General features: G+C 50.4%; 14 protein-coding genes. All 14 read left to right on the top strand.

Annotation, left to right across the window (positions count from 1 at the left end; all coding sequences use genetic code 11):
- The first annotated feature begins 60 nt into the window (after positions 1–60).
- The 14 genes from rsxC (at position 61) to B3K89_RS11530 (ending at position 14220) form a co-directional block, all read left to right on the top strand.
- Complete coding sequence (gene rsxC, locus B3K89_RS11595) at positions 61–1371, top strand: electron transport complex subunit RsxC (RefSeq protein WP_293893638.1); 1311 nt, start codon at positions 61–63, stop codon at positions 1369–1371.
- Positions 1368–2462, top strand: a complete 1095-nt coding sequence (locus B3K89_RS11590) for an RnfABCDGE type electron transport complex subunit D (protein WP_293893641.1) — start codon at positions 1368–1370, stop codon at positions 2460–2462. The genes rsxC and B3K89_RS11590 overlap by 4 nt, the downstream gene beginning before the upstream one ends.
- A complete protein-coding gene (locus B3K89_RS11585; RefSeq protein ID WP_345907432.1) occupies positions 2459–3016 on the top strand; it encodes an FMN-binding protein in 558 nt (185 codons plus the stop codon). The genes B3K89_RS11590 and B3K89_RS11585 overlap by 4 nt, the downstream gene beginning before the upstream one ends.
- Positions 3013–3642 carry an electron transport complex subunit RsxE gene (gene rsxE / locus B3K89_RS11580; protein WP_293893647.1) on the top strand — a complete coding sequence of 210 codons (630 nt, stop codon included), beginning with the start codon at positions 3013–3015 and terminating at the stop codon, positions 3640–3642. Before B3K89_RS11585 ends, rsxE begins: the two co-directional genes overlap by 4 nt.
- A gap of 1 nt (position 3643) precedes the next feature.
- Entirely contained in the window at positions 3644–4237 is a 594-nt protein-coding gene (rsxA, locus tag B3K89_RS11575; protein ID WP_293893650.1) for an electron transport complex subunit RsxA, read from the top strand.
- A 10-nt stretch (positions 4238–4247) separates the two neighbouring features.
- A complete protein-coding gene (locus tag B3K89_RS11570; protein ID WP_293893653.1) occupies positions 4248–5048 on the top strand; it encodes an RnfABCDGE type electron transport complex subunit B in 801 nt (266 codons plus the stop codon).
- A gap of 51 nt (positions 5049–5099) precedes the next feature.
- Complete coding sequence (locus B3K89_RS11565) at positions 5100–6953, top strand: alpha-amylase/4-alpha-glucanotransferase domain-containing protein (protein WP_345907431.1); 1854 nt, start codon at positions 5100–5102, stop codon at positions 6951–6953.
- A 20-nt stretch (positions 6954–6973) separates the two neighbouring features.
- A protein-coding gene (prfB, locus tag B3K89_RS11560; RefSeq protein ID WP_293893658.1) for a peptide chain release factor 2 occupies positions 6974–8078 on the top strand; the annotation gives its coding sequence in 2 pieces (ribosomal slippage) (positions 6974–7042 and positions 7044–8078; 1104 coding nt in all).
- Positions 8079–8081: 3 nt separating this feature from the next.
- Entirely contained in the window at positions 8082–9338 is a 1257-nt protein-coding gene (locus B3K89_RS11555) for a hypothetical protein (protein ID WP_293893661.1), read from the top strand.
- A 20-nt stretch (positions 9339–9358) separates the two neighbouring features.
- Entirely contained in the window at positions 9359–10234 is an 876-nt protein-coding gene (gene ftsY, locus B3K89_RS11550; RefSeq protein ID WP_293893664.1) for a signal recognition particle-docking protein FtsY, read from the top strand.
- 1 nt (position 10235) lies between these two features.
- The gene (locus B3K89_RS11545) at positions 10236–11198 is read left to right on the top strand and encodes a hypothetical protein (RefSeq protein WP_345907430.1); all 963 of its coding nucleotides are present in this window, start codon (positions 10236–10238) and stop codon (positions 11196–11198) included.
- The gene (locus B3K89_RS11540; RefSeq protein ID WP_345907429.1) at positions 11140–12369 is read left to right on the top strand and encodes an ABC transporter permease; all 1230 of its coding nucleotides are present in this window, start codon (positions 11140–11142) and stop codon (positions 12367–12369) included. Before B3K89_RS11545 ends, B3K89_RS11540 begins: the two co-directional genes overlap by 59 nt.
- Complete coding sequence (locus B3K89_RS11535; RefSeq protein ID WP_293893673.1) at positions 12353–13051, top strand: ABC transporter ATP-binding protein; 699 nt, start codon at positions 12353–12355, stop codon at positions 13049–13051. Before B3K89_RS11540 ends, B3K89_RS11535 begins: the two co-directional genes overlap by 17 nt.
- Complete coding sequence (locus tag B3K89_RS11530; protein ID WP_293893675.1) at positions 13048–14220, top strand: ABC transporter permease; 1173 nt, start codon at positions 13048–13050, stop codon at positions 14218–14220. Before B3K89_RS11535 ends, B3K89_RS11530 begins: the two co-directional genes overlap by 4 nt.
- The last annotated feature ends 4 nt before the right edge of the window (positions 14221–14224 follow it).

Genomic DNA, 14224 nt, shown 5'->3' with positions numbered 1-14224 from the left:
ACTGTATTTGCTAAAATTCTCAGTCTGTTCTGATAATCATCTACACAAGGAGCGTTATGCATGCAGAAAGTACCTACGTTCAGCAAGGGTGGTGTGCATCCTGATGACAAGAAGGTATTCAGCCGTTCCCAGTCGATTGAAAGACTACCAATGCCGTCGGAGTTGATCGTCGCACTGTCACAGCACCTTGGTGCACCGGCGAAAGCCCTGAAAGCCAAGGGCGATACCGTACGTAAGGGAGAGAAGATAGGGGAGAGTGCAGGGTTCATCAGCGCTGATGTCCACTCACCTGTCAGCGGCGTTGTCAAGGAAATAAGACGGATCACGCTCGCCAACAGCGTCCAATGCGATGCGTTTGTGATAATTCCCGATGCCGAACAGCCCGACCAGAAAAGCGAAATGCTTGATTGGAAAGGGCAAAGCAGTGCCGAACTGCTTGCGAAAATCAAGGATCTGGGTATTGTAGGCATGGGTGGGGCTACGTTCCCGGCTCATGTGAAATTCACCGTACCCCGAGACAAGAAGGTTGAAGCCTTCGTGGTCAATGGTGTTGAGTGTGAACCCTACCTGACCGCCGACTACCGCATCATGCTCGAAAAAGGCGAAGAGGTTCTTGAAGGAGCCATGATCTGCGCCAAGATTATCGGAGCTCAGCGGATTATTGTCGGTATCGAAATGAACAAACCTGACTGTATCGCCCATCTGAAGGACATTGTCAAACAGAAGGGCTATCCGATTGAAATCATGGGTTTGAAAATAAAGTATCCCCAGGGAGATGAGAAGCAGCTGCTCAAGGCAACCATAAACCGTGAAATTCCTTCGGGCAAGCTACCTCTCGATGTTGGAGCCGTGGTTGCCAATATCGGAACCTGCAATGCAGTGTACGAAGCGATCGTATTGGGGAAGAGCCTGTATGAACGGGTGATCAGCGTCACCGGTGAATGCATAGCAAAGCCCAAGAACATTCTTGCTCCCATAGGAACCAAGGTAAGCGATTTGCTCGCCTTCTGCGACGGTTTCTCAAGCGAACCGGAAAAACTGGTCAGCGGTGGTCCCATGATGGGCTTCTCCTTCTTTGATATGGAAACACCCATCACCAAGGGAAGCAGCGGATTGCTCGCTCTGCCTCCACAAAAAAAGGTTCGCACAACGGCATGCCTCAACTGTGGACGCTGCGTAGCAGCCTGTCCCATCGGATTGATGCCGGCCAAGCTGTATCGCCTGATCACCAATGGTCACTATGAAGAGGCGATGCAAACCAGTCTGATGGACTGCAAGGAGTGCGGTTGTTGCTCCTATGTCTGTCCTGCACATCTTCCTCTTGTGCACACCATGAAGACTGGAAAGAAACTGGGGAGAAAGAAGAAATGAATAAACCTACCTTGACGGTTTCCTCTTCACCACACCTTCATGCGAAGACGGACACTGCATCCATCATGTGGATGGTATCGCTTGCACTGACTCCAGCCACCCTGTGGGGTGTCTATGTATTCGGCCTGCGTTCAGCTCTTGTTCTTGCGGTGGCCATCGCAAGTTCGTTGCTCTGTGAATTTCTCTTGGGCAAACTCAGCAAGGAATCGACGCTCTGGGATGGTTCTGCATTCCTTACGGGCTTGTTGGTTGGATTGAACATGAGCCCTTCGATTCCTTTGTTCATTCCCGTTTTGGCAAGTGCCTTTGCGATTTTTGTTGCAAAGTGGGTGTTCGGGGGCTTGGGAGCCAACTGGGCCAACCCGGCGCTTGCAGGCCGTGTGTTCGTGTTCTTTTCGTTTACAACCCCGATGTCCAGCTTCGTCACCCCCAAGACGCTCGCTTCTGCGATGCCGGATGCACTGGCTTCGGCAACTCCGCTGGGATTTGCAAAAACAGCCATCGCCTCGGGTACTCTCGGCATGGATACAAACGCCCTTTTGCAGTCTTCTTCGTATCCTGCAACCTCATTTGCCCAATCGATTTCAGCAGCCACAGGATTCAGCGCCTACAGCATTGACTCTTTCTTGGGCAATGTAGCCGGCTGTATCGGTGAGGTGAGTGCACTGGCCCTTCTCATTGGCGGGATTTTCCTACTTGTCACCAAGATCATCACCTGGCATATTCCCGTTACATATCTTTTGAGTGTCGGTGTGTTCTCTTGGATTTTCGGTGGTATTCCCTCGGCCAATGGAGCTTTCAGCGGAGCCTTCTTCCCTTCGATGTTCAGCGGCGGCCTGATGCTCGGTGCCTTGTTCATGGCAACCGACTATGTCACCAGCCCGATTACCCGCAAAGGGCAGATGATCTACGGTCTGGGGTGTGGCTTCTTTACCTTCCTCTTCAGATATTTCGGCAGCATGCCCGAGGCGGTCTCGGTCTCCATCCTTCTGATGAATATTCTGGCCCCCACCATCGACCGGTATATCATTCCGCGCAAGTTCGGTGATACCAGAGAACTGCGCAAGAAGCAGAAGGAGGCAAAAGTATGAGAAAAAATATCAAGTATGCCATGATCCTTCTTACCATCTGTGCAGTAAGCGCTTTTGCACTCGCCTTGACCAATTCCATCACCTCTCCTGTCATTGCCCAAATGGACTCAAACAATCGGGTAAAGGCGCTTGAAGCAGTGAGCGCCGGATACGATATCGGCGAGCAGAAAGAAGTCACCGGCCATGCTTACGTTACCTATGTCATCGACTTGCAGAAGGATACCGAGGTTGCGGGATACATCCTGGGGCTGAAAACCGCTGGATATGGCGGTGAAATGACGTTGGTGGCATCCTATACCACTCAAGGAGAAATGTTGTTCGCCCAGCTGTTGACCCACAACGAGACACCCGGGCTTGGCAAGAAAGCCGAAGACGATGGGTATATGGACAAATTCAAGGGCACCGGTGGAGCGAAGCCCGTCCCGACGAACAAGACCATGCTCAGTTCCGGCGATGCGCAGGCAGTCAGCGGTTCCTCGGTAACGTTCACTGCAATTGCCAAAGCGATCAACGGCGGCAGTGAATATGTGAAAAGCCTTGGAGGTGTAAAGTGAAAGCCAATTTGAAAGAACTCACCAAAGGTATATTCAAAGAGAACCCGGTGTTTGTCATCGTCCTCGGCCTGTGCCCGACGCTGGGTGTATCCAGTCAGGTTTCAAATGCCATCGGCATGTCGGCAGGCGTCATGTTCGTATTGCTGTTCAGCAATATTTTCATCTCGGCCTTGCGGAAAGTCATTCCTGCAAGCATTCATATTCCTGCCTATATCGTCATCATCGCGAGTTTGGTTTCCATCACCGAGATGGTGATGCATGCATTTGTCCCTGCAGTCTACAGCGCTCTTGGAGTGTATCTACCCTTGATAGTTGTCAACTGCATCATTCTTGGAAGGGCCGAGGCGTTTGCAAGCAAGAATACCGTGCTTGACTCAATTCTTGATGCACTGGGCATGTCGATCGGATTTGCCTTGGGTATAACCCTGATCGCCCTCATCCGTGAGTTGTTTGGTTCAGGAACCATTACTTTGTTTCCTGTTGGTACTTTCAGCGGTGTCATCAACATCCCATGGTTCATCAACAACCCGATCCGTGTTCTGGCCTTGGCCCCGGGGGCATTGCTGCTGATGGGATTCCTGAAGGCGTTTTTCGACTGGAACACCTTGAGAAAGAAGGATAGGTAACATGAGCTATATCGCAATACTTTTAACGTTCATTTTTATCAACAACTTCATTCTTGTACAGTTTTTGGGACTTTGTCCGTTCATCGGGGTCTCCAAGAACAGCGAGAATGCCATCGGCATGGGTGCCTCTGTTACCTTTGTTACCACCGTAGCCTCGGTTGTCACCTGGGCCATCTACTATTTCTTGCTGGTTCCTTTCAACCTGCAGTACCTGCAGACGCTGACCTTCATTCTGGTCATCGCCAGCTTGGTACAGCTTCTTGAGATGGTGATTCAGAAGATCAGCCCTGCTCTGTATAAGGCACTAGGCATCTATCTTCCCCTCATCACCACCAACTGTGCAGTACTCGGTATTGCAATCATCAACATCTCCAACAATTATAATGTGATGGAAGCCTTCACTGCAGGACTTGCTGCCGGACTGGGGTTCACCCTTGCCATTGTTTTGATGAGCAATATCCGCGAGCGTCTTGATCTTCAGCCGGTGCGCAAGGCGTATCGCGGCATGCCGATTGCTTTCATCAGTGCGGGTTTGATGGCCTTGGCATTCATGGCCTTCGACAAGTCCTTGATCACCAACCTGCATTTGGTATAAGGGGGGAGATGTGAATATTCTCTTTGCTATTCTTGTGGTAGCCGTCCTCGGCGGCTTGTTTGGATTCGGTCTTTCCTATGCTGAGAAGAAACTTGCGATCAAGAAAGACCCGAGAGTTCTTGCCCTCGAACCGATCATGCCTGGTGCCAACTGTGGTGTCTGTGGCTATGCCGGTTGTAATGCATATGCCGCTGCCGTCGCCTTGGGTGAAGCTGAAATCGGGCTTTGCAGCCCTGGAGGTCCCTCTCTTGTTGCCAAAATGGCCGAGATCATGGGCAAAAAGGTGGAAGCGAGCGGTGATGACCGCCGCAAAGTCGCACATGTCATGTGCAAGGGCAACACTGAGTTCACGGTAAAAGACTACAATTATGAGGGGTTGCTTGACTGCAATGCCGCCTCGCTTCTGTTCGGCGGTGATAATAATTGCAAGAGCGGATGCATGCATTTGGGCAGTTGCATAAAAGTTTGTCCGGTTGGGGCTATCTCTAAGGATAAGGATGGGTATATTATAGTTGATGAAAAACTTTGCATCAGCTGTGAGAAGTGCGTCGCAATCTGTCCCACCGGGGTCATGCAGATGATCTATGAAGACAGTGAGTATGTCATCGACTGCAATAGTCACGAGCCCGGTGGAAAGGTTCGCAAACAGTGTACGGTTGGATGCATAGGATGTAAGATTTGTGAAACCAAGTATCCTGAATCAGGATGCAAGGTCGATCGATTCCTTGCTGTCTTTGATCAGACGCTCCCGCACAGTCAAATAGAAGAGGCTGCCCAGGCGTGTCCGACAAAAATCATCATCAAGCGGTAATGGATGAAAGTACTGATAGGTGCCTACAGTCAACTTAGCCAAGGTGTACCAGTGCCCGCATTCGAGCGGGCACTTACTGCTGTAATCAAGCCAATGCTGACGCTTTTGCACCACAGTGAAGGATCTGTGCTGCAGCTCTCTTTGGGGGTGCCGGTGCTGGAGTGGTTGGAGTTGACTCAACAACCTGTCAATCTTTTGCTCGCCGATTTGGCAAGGCAGGGCAAAATCGAATTTTTGACAGGTTCCTATCATCAAAGCATTCTCAATCTGATCTCTCCGAAAGATCGATCGAATCAGGTTGAGCTTACCACCACCTATTTGCGCAAGCGATACGGACAACGTTCAAAAACGATGTTCAGCTATGCCCAGGTATTCAATCCGAACTACATCAATACCATGAATTTATGTTGTGTTGATTCCCTGGTCATCTCTTCCTATGATTGCGACAAGCCGAAACAACAGTTCTCCCAACCGTTTTCCATGCAGGAAATGGGCAAATCCATTTCAGTGATCCCGACAAGCTCTCCCATCAACTCACTGGTGCAAAAGTTTGGGGCAAAGGAGATAAGCTTTGGCAATCTGCTTGATCAAATCCGCTTGGTGTTTGAAGCAAGGCCACAATTCATCATGGCCATGGTGAATATCGATCAGCTTTTGCAGGGCGGCATCAGTGAGGAGCAGACGGTCCAACTGTTTACTACCTTCCTGCACTACGGTTCACAGAGCATCGAAGAAATACACGGAGAACAAGAACTTCCTCCAAAAGGGTACCTGCAGGCAGGTTGGTACGGCTTTGACTCAATCAAATCGGATTTATGCTGCATCAACGAACTCTTTGTAAAGGACGAAAGTTTTGCGTACATGTACGGTCGGTACACCTCTATGGTTGAGACTGCTCGTTCGTATAAGAAAGATAAGGATGTTCGCAAGCGTTTGGAGCAGTTGATCCAAAAAATGTCGACGGGAGCAGTGTATCTGTGTGATGCCAATGCAACCATGCTTCGCAGTTCGGTCAGAAAGCTGTTCTGGAGATACATCAGTGAAGCAGACAGTGTTCTGGCCGGCCTGAACGATTTTTCCTACCCGGTAATCACCGATTTTGACCGCGATGCATTGGATGAATACCTGGCCATTGGCAAATATCTGAGCTGTGTGGTCGACTCCAAGGGTGGAAGCCTCGCCGAGTTGACATACCTGCCTTCCTTATACAACTACGGGGACACGCTTTCGGTGATGAAGGGATTTGGAAGCACCGTGAAAAACCTGCATCAAACCCCGCCGGGAAGAAAGCAACGCTTATTCACCGATGTGTTTCTGCCACATGACTCGGTGCTCGATGAATATTCGAAAACCGATGAGCATTCCTGTCTCGATATGAGCAATGCAGTGTACAGCCTCTCCGTCCTTGACCGGCGAAATACTGAGTATCGTGCTGTCGCCTCAACCGGCCGGTCTACAATCATCAATGGAGAGCTTGAGATATCCAAGCACTTCAAGCTGAGACAAAATACCGTGTTGCTTGATGTGACACTGACCAATCTGAGCGAACATCCGGTCAGCTTTCTGTATGGCTGTGAGATTCCTCTTTCCATCGCTTCGTTCAAGAATCGGGTATCGTTTTTTCAACTCGAAAGCAAAAAGAATGTACTGCACGAGGAAGAGGAAATCATCCTCGAGCATGTCAAATCAATCAGGATGTATGATGAGCCGAACAGCACCTCGCTTACCTTGGTTGCCGATGCCCGCTTTACCTTGTTGAAAGAAGACTATACTATTGAAAAATCCACCATCCTCGGCGTGGAACAACTGTACCAGCATACGTTGTTCATGACTTTTTGGCCCATCCAATTGGAAAGCGGAGCAGAGAGAAAAATTACCCTTGGACTCAGGGTGGAACGAAAATAACCGTCTCAAGGAGTGAGCCCATGTTTTTCCAGAATAAATCCCTGTTTGAAAGTATAAAAGAAGAAGCCTATACCGTATGGAGGCGTCTTTGACCCCGATCGCATGCTTTCTGAAATCCAAGACCTTGAAGCAAAAACACTTGCACCCGGTTTCTGGGATGACCGAAAGGGAGCCGAAGCGTTGTTTGCAAAGCTGAACAGCCTGAAGGATTCCTACTACCCTTGGAAAGAGTTGATCGATTCCATTGCAGAAATGTCTGAATTGATGGAAATCTACGCTGATGAGCCGAATAATCCTGAGGAAGAAGCACAGATTGATGAGCAGATCGGAGCACTGAAGGACCAGTACAACCAACTCAAGCTGAAGACGCTGCTTGATGGCAAATTTGACAAGAACGACTGTTTTCTCACCATCCATGCAGGAGCCGGAGGCAATGAGGCCAGTGACTGGGCTAATATGCTGATGCGCATGTACCTCCGATATTGCGAGCGGAACGGGTTCAAGAGTCAGGTGCTCGATATTCTTGAAGATGAAGGTGGTATAAAAAGTGCCACCATCAAGGTATCGGGACCATACAGTTTCGGCTACCTCAAGGGGGAGGCCGGCGTGCATCGCCTGGTCCGCATCAGTCCCTTCGATTCGCAAAAACGCAGGCACACCTCCTTTACCAGTGTCTATGCATCGCCTGTCATCGACGACACCATCGAGATTGACCTCAAGCCTGAGGACTATCGCCTGGATACCTATCGTGCAGGAGGGGCGGGCGGACAGCATGTCAATAAGACCGACAGTGCAGTGCGCATCACCCACTATGCAACCGGCATTGTCGTTCAATGCCAGAATGAACGCAGCCAAGTCATGAACAAGGATGTCGCATTCAAGATGCTCAAGAGCCGACTGTACGAGTACTATCGTGAAGAGAAGGAGAAGGAGCATCAGAAGGACGCCATTGAAAAAAAGGAAATCACCTGGGGAAGCCAGATTCGATCATATGTATTCCAGCCTTACACAATGGTCAAGGATCATCGGACAGGGGTGACCGTAGGCAATATCCAAGCAGTCATGGACGGGGAAATCGGGGATTTCATTGAAGGCTATCTCCAATGGGCCCAGAAGGAGGAGTAGCCTATGGCCAGGCGCTCAGCCTTGCTGACACTCCTTCTTGTTCTCTTGTTCCCCTTGTTCGGTGTTGAAAAAGCCGGCCCCTCTTTTCGTGTCGGCATTGTTTCTCTCGATGCCGGTCTGGAAGATATGGCCGAGGTGGTAGCCGCTTCGGCCAAAGCCTATGGTCCGCGTATTCACCTCGATGATCGGCAGCATCAGGTGATGCTGGAAAAACAAAACCTACACCTCGAGCAGGAAAGAATCGATGCATTGCATGCTGCCTACATGAAACAGGATGCCGCAACAGTGGCTGCGCTGCAGCAGGAGCAGGTCTTTGGAGAGATCAGCCGGGTCCTTGATTGCAACTATACCGTTGAACCGTATCAAAGCGAGCTTGCAACGCTGCTTCGTTCAGGCAAGGATGCATTGGATTGGTATATGCAGCATAGTCAATACGACGGCCTTTTCATCCTGCAATCCCAAGCCATGGGGGATCTGAACCGAATACTTGTCGACTTTCTGTTCATCGAACGCACGACTTTGCTTGATCGTTTGGTACAATATGGCTCGTACCGAAGCCTTTCCAAGGAGCTGGATGCACACATGTTCCGTCTGTTGGGCTCCCCCGATCAGGGAGCCTTGTGTTTCGAGCAGGGAAATACGGCTTTCACGGTCTTTGTTGACGGCTTTGAACATACCGCGCCGGACGCCCCCCTTTTTCTTCCAGTCGGAGAGCATGAGCTGGTATGTACATCCCTCGGCTATGAAGACAAGCACATGACGGTGACCGTAAGGTCGAAAGCAATCCAGTACATCACCGTGAGCTTGACCAAAATCCAGCATCCTGCGTTGCAAATCAGCTCGCAAAGTGGAAGTGCAACCTGGTTTGCAGATGGCAGGCTATTGGGCACAGGCCTTTCCATTTCCCTGCTCGAACCATCGTATCCAATGCTGCTATCCGGCACCAAGGAAGGATTTGAGAGCCGCATCCTGCAACTGGACACTCCTTTGGAGACTTTGGAGGTATCATTCACCCCTGTCGAGCTCTCAAACGAGGTGCTGGTTTTGGACAGTCAAAGAGACTTCTATAAACGCCTGAGAAACACTATCTTGGTATTCGGAGGCTATGTAGGATGCATTGCCTTGTCAAAGACTTACCAGACCAGCCAGCCTCTCTGGCAGGTCGGTATGGTTGCAACCAGTTCGCTGGCTTTGGTAGGCAGTGTTGCACTGGTGATGGAACTCGCTTCATATGCAGCCCGGGCAGGCTCGCATTTGTGATATTATTTTAGGAGTTATATATGCTGAAAGGATTTGGAGCGAAATTAAAAGCGCTCTTCGGGATGAATACTTTTGATGAACAGTACTTTGAGAACCTTGAGGATTTTCTGATCGAGGGAGACTTGGGAGCCAAGCTGGCAATGGATATCTCGGACGAAGTCCGCAAGTTGGCCAAGAGTGAGAAACCAAAGACACAGAGGGATCTGCAGCTTTTGGTCAAGCGTTTGCTCTCAGACAAGATCCGGGTTTTCAATCCAAATCTTGAAGCAGGAAGTTTGACAGTATTCTTGATCCTTGGAGTCAACGGCGTCGGCAAAACCACGTCGATTGCAAAGCTCGCCCAGTATTATAAACAGCAGGGCAAGCAGGTGCTCCTCGCTGCAGCCGATACGTTCCGTGCAGCTGCGATCGATCAACTGGAGGTGCATGCACAGCGTCTTGGTTGCCGGATAGTCAAGCAGAAAAGCGGCAGCGACCCAGGCTCGGTGGTGTTTGACGCCATCACCTCAGCCCAAGCCAGAGGAGAGGACCTAATTTTGGTGGATACTGCAGGGAGAATGCACAACAAGGAGAATCTGTTGCGGGAACTTTCGAAAATCGACAAAATCGTAAAGGGCAGGGGAATCGATGATGTTCATTACAAAAAGTTTTTGGTCATCGACTCGACAACCGGGCAGAATGGCATCAGCCAGGCAGAACTCTTCAATCAGGCTGTCCGGTTGGATGCTTTGATTCTCACCAAATATGACAGTCTTGCCAAAGGCGGCGCCCTGGTGCAAATCGGCGAGAAACAGAATATTCCCATTGCCTTTGTCGGCACCGGTGAGACATACAAGGACATGCATCCCTTCGACAAGGATGAGTTCCTCGATACCTTGGTGGGGCTTGCCGAATAACATGAAACGCCTGTTGTTGTCCTGCACCATGTTCTTTTGTCTTGCAGCCCTGTTGGGTGCGACGATGCGATCATCCAACAGCATCGGACAAGATAGGGGTGAGTGGCTGCATGATGACCAGTATTATTTGGTCCAGCTTCCCAATCAGACGCAGCTCCATGGTCCGGACGGACTGGTATGGGTCAAGCAGATGTTCGACGGGGAGCAGGAACAAACAGTGGTGACCAGGTATGCCGATGGCAGAGCCGACCTGATTGAAGTCTATCAGGATGCATTCTTGGTGCGCCGCCAAAGCGGATCTGCAATAACGTATTATCAGTATTCCGCGGATGGTCTGCTTGTCCAGACGACACACGTAATCGATGGACGGCTTCAAGAGGCAAGACTCTATGGCTACCACAAGGCAGCACTTGCCACAATTCTGACAGTTTCGGATGGCCAGAGCAATCTACGTACCTTCGGGATGTTCAAGGACCATGCCTACTATGCCTATTCCGATGCAGAAGGGGGGCAGTTGTTCACCACCTTTGCCAAGGGAAGGACCATCGGAGAATATTGGATAGGCGAGCAGAAGCAGGAGAAACTTTCGGTAACCACGTATGAGGACGGTGCTTTCTCCATCCTTCGAAAGCGGGGCGATGAAGAGATCCTCCAGCAGTATGATGCTTCCGGTCTATTGGTTTCTTCCAAATACCCTTCCTATCTCGTTGAATACAGGTATAATGAAAACCGAGTGCTCATAGAAGAGCGGATTATCGAAGCGGGCGGCAAGATGACAAGCAAAAAGTATGAAGAGGGAAAGCTTGTCGAATCGACTGAGGAAGCAGGGGGACGCGTGGTACAAAGCACCCGATACAATGAAGATGGAAGCAGCGTACAAACTCTCTACACCGAGGGGAGGCGATATGCTGATGTCACCTATGCCGTTGATGGGAAGCGGGTCCTTTCCATCACCTACTATTGAAATGCGGACTCTTCTTCTCCTCTGCACCCGGTATGCTTTCTCCAAGCAGAACAAGCATCGGGGGACCAGTATCCGCATCACCATCGGTCTGGCTCTCTGTTTATTTGCCATCATCGCGGTTCTGGCCTTCATGCAGGCGCTGCAGCGGGACCAATTTGATGATATTCGTACCTTTGAATCCTTCGATCTGCAGGTCGATCTTGCAACGAGTGACAAGATGGCGGCCCAAAAGGCAGCACAAGAGATTGAAGCCTTGAGCAGCGTTGATGCAGCTTTCATCTATGCCGATATTCCCGTCATCACCCAAGCTTCAAACGGAGGGACGGTGGCGGGAAGAATCAGGGGAATGGAAGCCGAGGGGAGGTTTCTCTCCCAACTCAACAGTTACCGGGGCGAGCTCTTTGTGCCGGGAATGCTTGCTTCATCCTATTCAAACAGCGTGACTCACGCCCTCAAGGATGAGGTCAAGGTAACCTTGCTTAAGAAAGGCAGGCAGGCAACCGTGATACCGAGCCAGAAAAGCATGGTGATCGGTTCGCTCTACTATACAAGCAGTTATGATTTTGACAGGGCGACCTTTCTTTGCGATGTCGATACCCTGCTTTCCTTGAATCCCGATGCCCGTCTGAGAATAGGAATCTTCACCCGGGACGACGTGCTTGCAGTCAAGCAGCAGGTTTTGAAACTCGGGTATGAGGATGTCGCCACGTACAAGGAAGTGAATGCCTCCCTGTATGGTGCCATGGAGCTTGAGCAGAAGATGATGACTCTCATGCTTTTTCTGATGGTGATCGTTATTTTGGTCCATATCAGAAACAGCAGCCGTCGTTTGCTTTTAGCCAAACAACGGGAGATAGCAATGCTCAGGTCGATGGGGTTGACCAAGAAAAAGGTCCAAGCCTTGTTCGTAATGCAGTCCATTCTCGTCACCCTCATCGGGTGTGTGTTGGGTCTTGTCCTGTCCTATTCGGCCATAGCCCTCTATCCGATGCTCTCCCATGTCGTATACCAATCCATGGGTGTCCACCTGGTTCTGGAGATCAGAACGTATGAGGTTGTTTTTTTGGTGGTCTTGATCTTGGTTTTCAGTATGCTTGCCTCCTTCCAGGGGACGCATAGAATCCTGAAAGCCGACATTATGGAGATGTTTTCACATGATGAAGTCAGCTGAAGTGTTATCCCTGAAGCAAGTTTCCAAAAGCTTTCCTGCAACGCTGAGGGGAGGCCAGCCGATCCAGATTTTACAGCAGGTCTCTCTCTCGCTTGCATCTTCCACCAGTATCGCCATCACCGGCAGAAGCGGAAGCGGAAAGTCAACGCTGCTGCAAATCAGTGCAGGTCTGCTGGGTTGCGACAGCGGTCAGGTGATATTCGAGAACCAGCAGATTTCCACCCTTGATGATGTGAAATTGAGCATGCTGCGATGTAAACGAATGGGCTTTATTTTCCAGAGCAGCCTCCTGCTTGATGATTTCAACGCTTTGGAAAATGTACAGATTCCCGCCATGATCGCAGGCAGTTCGGAAAAGCAGGCCCGGAAACGAGCCTTGGAATTGTTGCAAACCGTCGGACTTGCAGACCGGCTCTATCATACCAGTGACCAACTGTCCGGTGGTGAGCGTCAGCGTGTCGCCATCGCCAGGGCCTTGGTGAATGAACCGGCTGTAATCTTTGCCGATGAACCTACCGGTTCCCTTGATGAGCGCAATGCCCAGTTGGTCGAAGACCTGTTGTTCAACCTGGTAAGCGAGCGGAAGGTGTCGTTGATGCTGATCACCCACAACAATGCGTTTGCCAGCCGCTGCGACATCGTCTACCATTTGCATGACAAGAAGCTGGAGGTGGATGCTTGAAACATTCCCTTTTGCGCCTCATGGTGCTCAGGAAACTGGGCTATCGAGGCAGTCGGGCAGCAAAAAAACGAATACTGTTCAACATCCTGTTGATCAGCTTGGTTGTGGCTTCCTTGGTTTTCGCCCAGATTTTCGTCATATCCATGAGTCGCGGGATTGCCGATAAGTACGCACTGTTGGGCAACGGGCATTTGCAGGTTCATGAGACAGGTGAACTTGATCTTGAACCGATACAGGGGATCCTGGATACCCAGCTGGTAGCGCAGAGTTATGCGCTCATCTATAGTCCCCAAGCAAATAAGATGGTTCGGCTCAAGGGGGTGGGTTCCGATTATTTCAATGAGATGCGTCTTTCCCAGCTCACCATGGGAGCCCAAGAAACGAGCGAAGAGACCAATCTTCCCCAGATACTGCTGAGCACCACCTTGGCAGAGGAATTGGAAGTAGAGGTCAACGATCGGGTGGCACTCATGCTGGTCAGTCAGAGCAGCATACGGCCGCAGCTGTGCGTCATCCGCAACTTGTATGATTCCGGGTACCAGGAGTTGGATGGCAACCTGGTATTCTGCGACTACGATCTGATGCATCGACTCTTCGGGGGCAAGGAAGAGACCTATTATGAGCTATTGGTCGAGCAATCACGGATGAAAATCATCAAGCAGGAACTTGCTGCAAAAGGATATTCGGTGACATCCTGGGATGAGGAGAACTACAGTGTGGCGACCAATCTCAACACCAGCCGACAGGCGGTGCTGGGTGTCATGGTTGCCGTTGCAATACTGTGCGGCTATTTCATCAGTGAGCTTTCACGGGAGCTCGTCGAGGATGACAAGCATAAGATTGCCATGTTGACCCTCCTTGGTGCCAGGAAAGTCTTCATCCGCAAGGTGTATTTTACTACAGTCATGTTGGTTACCATGATTTCGGTAGGTGCGGGAACCCTGGCGGGCATGGTGCTTGCAAACAACCTTGGGCCGGTGCTTGCGTACATTGCCGATCAATCGATTCCATCCCTTGCGTATTACCTGTTGGATTTTGTCATTGTGATACCTGTGCTTGATATCCTATTGATCATTGTGGTGTTGGCCTTGGTAAGCATGGTCTCGGTTCGCTGGAGCCTCAGGATGGTCAAGGTAATTGAACCCCTGGCCTGTACACACTTTGACTAAGTGT

Source organism: Sphaerochaeta sp. UBA5849, assembly GCA_002432715.1.
Taxonomy (GTDB): Bacteria; Spirochaetota; Spirochaetia; order Sphaerochaetales; family Sphaerochaetaceae; genus Sphaerochaeta.
The sequence above is the reverse complement of the archived record's forward strand: the minus strand, read 5'-3'. Positions and strand labels throughout refer to the sequence as shown.